This window comes from Anaerolineales bacterium, assembly GCA_016928575.1.
Classification (GTDB): Bacteria; Chloroflexota; Anaerolineae; order Anaerolineales; family RBG-16-64-43; genus JAFGKK01.
Map to the genome: position 1 here is coordinate 1 of JAFGKK010000050.1, position 7,763 is coordinate 7,763.

At 63.4% G+C, this 7,763-nt stretch carries 5 protein-coding genes; 3 read left to right on the forward strand and 2 right to left on the reverse strand.

The window, feature by feature from the left end:
- Positions 1–228 precede the first annotated feature (228 nt).
- Positions 229–1,596 (reverse strand): hypothetical protein, encoded by a 1,368-nt coding sequence (locus JW929_06385; GenBank protein ID MBN1439023.1) that lies wholly within the window; start codon positions 1,594–1,596, stop codon positions 229–231.
- Positions 1,597–2,086: 490 nt separating this feature from the next.
- Complete coding sequence (locus tag JW929_06390; protein ID MBN1439024.1) at positions 2,087–3,466, reverse strand: hypothetical protein; 1,380 nt, start codon at positions 3,464–3,466, stop codon at positions 2,087–2,089.
- A 309-nt stretch (positions 3,467–3,775) separates the two neighbouring features.
- Here JW929_06390 and JW929_06395 point away from each other — a divergent pair, with 309 nt between their 5' ends.
- The 3 genes from JW929_06395 to JW929_06405 all read left to right on the forward strand — a co-directional run bounded on the left by JW929_06395 (position 3,776) and on the right by JW929_06405 (position 7,681).
- Positions 3,776–5,272 (forward strand): glycogen synthase, encoded by a 1,497-nt coding sequence (locus JW929_06395; protein MBN1439025.1) that lies wholly within the window; start codon positions 3,776–3,778, stop codon positions 5,270–5,272.
- A 314-nt stretch (positions 5,273–5,586) separates the two neighbouring features.
- Positions 5,587–7,101, forward strand: coding sequence for a 4-alpha-glucanotransferase (malQ, locus tag JW929_06400; protein ID MBN1439026.1), 1,515 nt, complete (start codon positions 5,587–5,589; stop codon positions 7,099–7,101).
- Between the two features lie 262 nt (positions 7,102–7,363).
- Positions 7,364–7,681, forward strand: a complete 318-nt coding sequence (locus JW929_06405; GenBank protein ID MBN1439027.1) for a class I SAM-dependent methyltransferase — start codon at positions 7,364–7,366, stop codon at positions 7,679–7,681.
- The last annotated feature ends 82 nt before the right edge of the window (positions 7,682–7,763 follow it).

The following is a 7,763-nucleotide window of genomic DNA, read 5'->3' on the forward strand; positions in this document are numbered from 1 at the left end:
CGATGGGCTGGGAGAAGGATGGGATGAGGGGGAATAATTGGATGGTTTTTCGAATATTATTTCAGTCCTTGCATCATGCTGAGCAGACACTATTTTTTAAAGATTCAGGGCGTAACGAATGAAGAGCCCCTGGTATCCGCCCCTCCCTTCCCTCCCCAAATCATCGAAGAGAATGAAATGAATTTGGAACATCTTTCCCGATGATTTGGGGAGGATATGCGGGGCGGATCAGGAGATGGCCAGGCAGATGGCGCGCGACACGGCGTTCATGTTGGAGCCGTTTTGATTGAGCGACTTCACCACCCAAACGTTTTCGCCCGGTTTCTTGTACATCCCGGTCAGATACATATTCACCGAGACGGTGAATCCGCCGCCCGTCACGCTGGTGCCCGCCGGGCAGGATGCTTCGACGGTTCCGGAGGAGGACCCCGGCACGCTGCCGGTATTCTCGGCCTGGACAGTGACGGCGCCGGCGGAGGTCAGGCAGACGGGGTGGGAGCGGAAGGTGGCGTTCGAACCGCCGACGTTCTTCGCGAACATCTTCAATCCGTTCCCATCCATGCGCAGGATGTAAGGCCAGATCTTTCCGTCGTCAAAGGCGAAACCGCCGCCGCTGACGACGCTGCCGCCGCTGCAGGTTTGGTAGGCGTCGCCGCTCAAGCCCGGAGCGAGGGTCTTTTCCGCATACCCGCTGGTGCTCGTGGCCGTCACTCCGGATAGGCAATAGGCGTAGCCTTTCAGCGAGGCGTTGGCGCCCGAGTAGCGGTGGCCGTACACCACCCAGCCGTTTCCGCTCCGCTCGCTTCGGTAAACCAGGATGTTGTTCCCCCCGTCGAATCCCCCGCCGACCACCTTGGTGCCGGAGGGGCAGGTGAGGGAGATGCTGCCGGTCGATCCCATGCTGATGGTGGTTTGTCCTTCCACCTGCTGAACGGAGAAACCTCCGGCGACAGCCTGGATCTTCACCCAGAAGGCGCCGTCGGCGGAGGGGCCGATGCCGAAGACGGCGCTGTCGGAGGCGCGCAGTTTGAAGAAGCCCTGGTAGGTTCCCGGCGCGGCCGGGGTGACCAGGGCGACCGAGACGTCGATCGTGGAGCCGGGCGGGACGGTTCCGGTGGTGAGCTGCTGCGCGGCCGGAGCCCCCATTTGGTCTCCATGGTCAAACACCAGCGCGTAACCGCTGGTCCAGGTGCAGGATCCGATGTTCTTGAGGCGCCAGGTTTTGGTGAAGTGGTCGTTGACCCCCAGCTCCGAATCGTCCGGGTAGTTGACGTCGGTGATGAACTGAGCCCAGTTGCAGGGCAGGGCGGTGGGCGTGGCCGACGGGAGAAAGCTGGTTTGGGTGACCGAGGGCAGGATCGTATTGGTGGGCGTGTCGCCGGCCGCTGGCGGGGGCGCCAGGGTTTCCGCCGCTGGGGGCTGAATCTGGGTGCCGAGCGCGGCATAGGTTTGATATTGAAGATAGGCCAGGGTTTGCGCGGCGAGGGTGTCGACCTGCGCCGGGTTGAGCGTCGACGGCGCCTCCATCTGGAGGATGCAGCCGAGCGAGGAGAGGATCAAGGCGGTTAAGGCGAGGATCGGGAGGTGTTTTCTCATGGAGTTCTCCTGATGCGGCCGGATAGGGGTTGCCCATCGGTCGGGATTGTAGCAGGGCTCGGAAAAGTTTTGCGCGGCTTTCGGGATAGCCTTGTGCGGACGGCGCAGGATCCCGTGTTCGCTCCGCACGCCCGGACCGCCCAAGGGCTGGCATCGTTGTTCAAGGAGCGGATCCGCCTACGCCGCAGAATCAAGGGCTCTTCCTCCGGTCCGGGTATCCTTCTCCGGGAAATTCCGTCAACCCGTCTATTGTAGCGGATGTGCGCCGCGGAAAAACAGCCCTCCGGCCGGTTTGGAGGTTTTTTGGATAGATCCCGGAGGTTTTAGATCTGACACCAATCGGCCCTTCCTTCCCTCCCCAAATCGTCGGGAATGATCTGCCGGATTCCATCCGGACGCTTCAAGGATTTGGGTGAAAAGGGAGGTCCGGAAACGACAATCGGCGGAAGACGGGCTTCCGCCGATTGTCGTTCTGCGCTGGGAAACCGCCTCAGCCGAGGCAGGTCACCATGGCGAGCATCGAGCGGACGCTGGCGCTGCTGTTGTGGGCGTACACGCGCCAGGCGCCGGCGGTGTATCCCGAGTAATACGGAAGCTCATCATTCGACAATCCCCAGCCGCCGCCGGTCGCCACTCTTCCAGCCGGGCAAGTGGCCGCCACAAACCCGTTGCCGGAGGCGGGGAGATTGCCCGTGGCATCCTGACGGACGGTCGTAAGCGGCGTCCCCGAGAGGCAAACGGCATAGACGTGGAAAGTCTTGGGGCTTCCTCCGTAATTCCGCTCGGAAACCTGCCAATTGTTACCGACCTGCCAGTTGGCGTAGACCCACATGCTGCCGTCCGGCGAGCTGGTGTATCCGCCGCCGGTGACGACGCTCCCCGCCGGGCAAACCGCCGTCTGGCTGGCATACGAGCCGGCGTTGACGCTGACGGTGTTGTCGACCATGACGGTGCTGGCCGAGGGATAGGTCAGGCACTCGGCGTAGACGGTCAGGGTGCGGTCGGCGCCGAAGTTGTTCTTGGCGACCGCCACCCATCCGTTGCCGTTCTTGGCTTGGGTGTATACCAACACGTCGGTGCCGGTGGAAAAGCCGCCGCCGGTGACGACGGTGCCTGCCGGACAGACGGCGGTGGTCGAGCCGGTGGATCCGCCGTGGATGGTGGTGTTGGCGCTCACCTGCTGGATGACCGGCCCGGTCGGCGCGATGACGACGATCTTAACCCAGAAGGCGGTGTCGGCGCTCGGGCCGATGCCGAAGACCGAACTGTCGGAGGCGCGCAGCTTAAAAAAACCCTGGTAGGTGCCGGCGGCCGCCGGGGACACCAAGTCGACCGAGACGTCGATCGTCGCCCCCGGGGCGACGGTCCCGGTGGTCAGCTGCTGCGAGGCCGGCGCGCCCATTTGGTCGCCGTGGTCGAACACCAGCGAGTAGCCGCTGGTCCAGGTGCAGGAGCCGATGTTGCGCAGCCTCCAGGTCTTGGTGAAGTGATCCGAAGGCGTCGTCTCCCAGTTGTCCGGGATGGTGACGTCGCTGACGAACTGCACCCAATTGCAGGGGAGCGGCGTGGTCGTCACCGTGGGAGTAAAGGTCGCCGAGGGAAGCTGCGTGCCGGTCCAGGTGACCGTGGGCAGGATCGTGTTGGTGGCCGTGTCCGCCGGCCCGGCGGTCGGCATCGCGCCGCCGGGAGTTCCTCCGGACGAGGGCTGTTGCGCGGAGTAGGTCTGCCATTGGATCATGGCCAGGGTCTGCGCGGAAAGCGTGTTGATCTGATCCGCGCTGAGGGTGGGTCCGGCTGCGGTTTCCAAGTTGCAGGCCAGTGCGGCCGCCGCCACGGCCAGGATCGGGATGAGGGCTGTTTTTTTCTTCATGATGCGGCCACCTCCGTTAGCTGTCTGTGATCTTTCCTTGATGCGAGTATTGTATTGAAAAACCGCCAAGAAAAGAAGCGGTCGCCGCCGGAATGGAGGATTTCAAGAGGTTTTTGGTCGAGATGAATATGAATATTGACCCGTTGGACGGGGGCAGTACGTTTCTCCCACACCGGCGGATCGGTGGTTTGGACGGCGGAAGGCGGCCTGCCGGAAGGAAGGCGCCGCGAAGGAATGCCCGTCCCGCGATTCTCTGAACGCGGATGGCTGAGGCTATAATTGAATCAGAACGCTCCCGGGAGCATTTCTGTGGCCGAGCAAAATCAGAAATTCTTGAAGATCCTGTTTCTCGCGGCGGAAGCCGCGCCGCTTGTGAAAATCGGCGGTCTGGCGGACGTCGCCGGCGCTCTGCCGGCGGAATTGCGCCGCCGCGGACACGACGTACGCCTGGTCCTGCCCCTGCATCCTGCCCTGCGCGCCCGCGCCGCCGGATGGAAGCCGGCCGTGCGCCCGGCCGTCCCGGCTCGCGGTTCGGCGATGCAGGCCGACGTCTACCAGATGGAATTGGACGGGGTGCCCCTTTACCTCGTCGACGGCCCGCCTCTGCGCGCTTCGGAATCGGTCTACCATTCGGATTCCGGGCGCGACGCGCCCAAATATGTATTCTTCTCGCTGGCGTCCCTGGAACTCGCCCGCGCGCTGGACTGGAAGCCCGACCTCGTCCACGCCAACGATTGGCACACCGCGGCGGCCAACCTGTGGCTGGCCGGACGCGGACGGCAGGACCGCTTCTTTACGGACGTGGGTTCGGTGCTCTCGATCCACAACCTGCCTTACCTCGGACACAATGCCGGATGGGCGCTGGCCCAGTTCGGCCTGGGCGTGCCGCCTCCCGCTCCGCCGGCGGCCCGCGGTGCGGCCGAGCCGGACGCGGAGGACCGCTTCGGCGCGCTTCCGGATTGGGCCTACTCCGCGCTGCTTCCGCTCGGCATCGCCGCGGCCGATATGATCGTCGCCGTCAGCCGCTCCTATGCCGAGGAAATCCTCACCCCGGAATTCGGCGCGGGGCTCGAGGATTACCTGCGCGCTCAGCGCGGCAGGTTGACGGGCATCCGCAACGGGATCGATACGGACCTCTGGAACCCGGCCGCGGACCCGCGCCTTGCCGAGCGTTTCGACTCCGGTTCGCTCGAGCGGCGCGCGGCGAACAAAACCGCCCTCCAGCAAAAAATGGGACTCGATCCCGAACCCGCGGTCCCGCTGATCGGCATCGTCAGCCGGCTTAACGAACAAAAAGGGATCGACCTGGCCCTGTCCGCGCTCGAATGCTGGTGCGGCCGCGGCAACCAGGCGGTGATCCTCGGCGCGGGGGATCCGCGGCTGGAACAGCAATGCCGGACGTTCGCCGCCCGGCACCGCGGCCGGGCGGCGATGGAAGCCGGGCATCACGAGGATCTGGCCGCGTGGATCTACGGCGGATCGGATTTTTTCATGATTCCCTCGCGCTACGAGCCGTGCGGCGTCACCCAGATGATCGCTATGCGCTACGGCAGCCTGCCGGTCGTCCGCGCGGTGGGCGGATTGAAAGATACGGTTCTGGACCTTTCCCACGCGGAGGGAACCGGACTGGTGTTCGCCGAGGCGTCCGCCGCGGCCGCCGGCCTGGCCCTCGGCCGGGCCGAGGAATTGTTCCGCCAGCGGGAGCGCTGCGCCGCCGCCAGGGCCCGGGGCATGGCCATGGATTTCAGCTGGTCGCGGTCGGTTGAGGAATACCTGACGGTTTACCGGCGCGTGCTGGAACAGTGAGCGGGGAGGACAACCTTTTCACCGCAAAGGCGCACAGAACGCAAAGCAGATTTTTTTTGCTCAACCAGCGATCATCGTGTAGGCATGAATTCGGCCGGCATCCAGTAACCGTCGAAAACCACTGACGCCCAACTTCGAGCACCCCCGCTTCCCCCGGCGAAAACCACGCCGAGGGCGGGCGCCGGAATGACGAACAAATCCGCGAACGACGGGGACGCTTGCTTGAGATCCTTGTACGGAAATGGGCGGCCCAAGCAGTGACGTTTTTTTTCCGCGTTCTCTGCATCTCAGTGGTTTGTAATCCATCATCACGTATGAATCATCAACGCAAAGCCGGCATCCTGCTCCACCCGACCTCGCTCCCCGGCCCGTACGGGATCGGAGACCTCGGCCCGCAGGCACGCGCCTGGTTGGATTTTCTCGCCGCGGCCGGGCAGACGGTTTGGCAGATTCTGCCGTTGAGCCCGGCCGGCTGGGGCAATTCCCCCTACCAAGCCTTGTCCGATTTCGCCGGCAACCCGCTGTGGATTAGCCCGGAGGACCTGCTGGCGGACGGTCTGCTCTCTGCGGCGGACATCGGGGATCCTCCCCGCTTCGCCGCGGGTCCGGCGGATTTCATCGGCGCCCGGGAATTCAAATCGCGCCTGCTTCGGCAAGCGCACGCGCGTCTCCGGGCCGGCGGGGTTGGGCGGCTGAATCCGGAGTTCGAGCGGTTCCGCGAGGAGGAAAAACCCTGGCTGGAAGATTTTTGCACTTTCCTGGCCTTGAAGCGGGCGCATGCGGACCGACCGTGGTGGGAGTGGGAAAGGGATTCGGCGTTTTTCCTACCGGACGCCGTACGGCGCGCGCGCGCGAACCTTGCCGAGGAGATGGAGGAGATTGCCTTCGAGCAATTTCTTTTCCGGCGGCAATGGGAGGCACTGCGGGAACACGCGCGGCGGAAGGGGATCCTCGTCCTCGGCGATCTGCCGATGTATTGCGCGCTCGACAGCGCCGAAGTGTGGTCCGCCAGGCGGTATTTTCAAGTCGATCGCGGCGGCCTTCCGTCGGTCCAGGCCGGAGTTCCGCCGGATTATTTTTCCCCCACCGGCCAGCTGTGGGGGAACCCGATATTCGATTGGGAAAAATTACAAACCGAAGGGTTCGCTTGGTGGATTCGCCGCGCGCGCGCGGCGCTGGACCGAGCGGACTTGGTGCGCCTGGACCATTTCCGCGGGTACGCCGCCTATTGGGCGGTGCCGGCCGGCCGCGCGACGGCCGAAGATGGGCGCTGGCTGCCCGGTCCGGGCGAGGAATTGTTCGCGCGCCTGCGCCAAGCGATCGGGGGGCTGCCGTTTTTGGCCGAGGACCTGGGCGTGATCACCGAAGATGTTGTCGCGCTGCGCGAACGTCTGCGGCTTCCGGGCATGGCGGTCCTGCAGTTTGCCTTCGACGGCAAACCGGAGAATCCCTTTCTTCCGGATAACATCGGACTGCACACGGCGGCTTACACCGGAACGCACGACAACGACACAATCCTCGGGTGGTACCGCTCGCTTTCGGAGGCGGAACGGCGGCGGGCGGATCGGTATCGGCCGGGTGGAGGGGACGTGGCTTGGGATTTCATCCGCCTGGCTTGGGAGTCGGCGGCGGAGACAGCCGTCTGCCCGCTGCAGGATTTGCTCGGGCTCGGCGCCGAAGCGCGGATGAACCGTCCGGGGCGGGCCGAGGGGAATTGGGGCTGGCGCTTCCGCGGAGGGGATCTGCGGCCGGACTTGGCCGGGCGCCTGCGCGAGCTGACCGGCTCCAGCGGGCGGATGGCGGAGCCGGCGGGGGATCCGCCGGGGTAGGCAAGTTCCGCTGTCCGCGGGGGGCTTCGATCCTTGGGAGAGCGGCGTGTTTGAACGGTTCATCGGCCCGCGTTGGCGCAAGAAGAAAGTTAAATAATCCGGAACCGAATTCATTCCGGACGGGGCTTTTTTCTACCGGAAGGATCCTTGGGAAAAGTAAAAAGTATGAAAATATCGCTGCCGAAAGGAAAATGCATGGGCGGGTGGGAAGTACTTCCGCCTTCCCATCTGTTGGGCGGTGAAGGGATATGGATAGTTTATTATGAAAGATTATGAGCCAAGAATGAGTTTCGGTAATGATGCGGCAAAAACGTACCGAGATGGACAACGCGGTGATGAGGAAAAGGCTGTAGAATTCCTGGCTCAATTGGCCGGCAAAGGACCAATTTTAGAATTAGCAATTGGCGACGGTAGAATTGCCCTTCCCCTGGCGGAATATGGCAATCGCGTTGACGGTATTGATATTTCACCGGCCTTGGTGGAACAACTGCGATCAAACCCTGGGGGGCAAAAACTACAAGTGGTCATCGGAGACATCGTGGATGTGCCCATATGTGGAATGTATCAATTGATTGTATGACTCCACTGCAAAAAGGTTGATCGAAAAACGAATCCCGGCCGAGTCCAAGGTGTTCTATTCCATGAACGAACCCCACCTCAAC

Excerpts from the sequence above, each read along its gene's own strand:
- JW929_06385 (MBN1439023.1), bottom strand. The coding sequence starts at position 1,596 with ATGAGAAAACACCTCCCGATCCTCGCCTTAACCGCCTTGATCCTCTCC.
- JW929_06390 (MBN1439024.1), bottom strand. The coding sequence starts at position 3,466 with ATGAAGAAAAAAACAGCCCTCATCCCGATCCTGGCCGTGGCGGCGGCC.
- malQ (MBN1439026.1), top strand. The coding sequence starts at position 5,587 with ATGAATCATCAACGCAAAGCCGGCATCCTGCTCCACCCGACCTCGCTC.
- JW929_06405 (MBN1439027.1), top strand. The coding sequence starts at position 7,364 with ATGAAAGATTATGAGCCAAGAATGAGTTTCGGTAATGATGCGGCAAAA.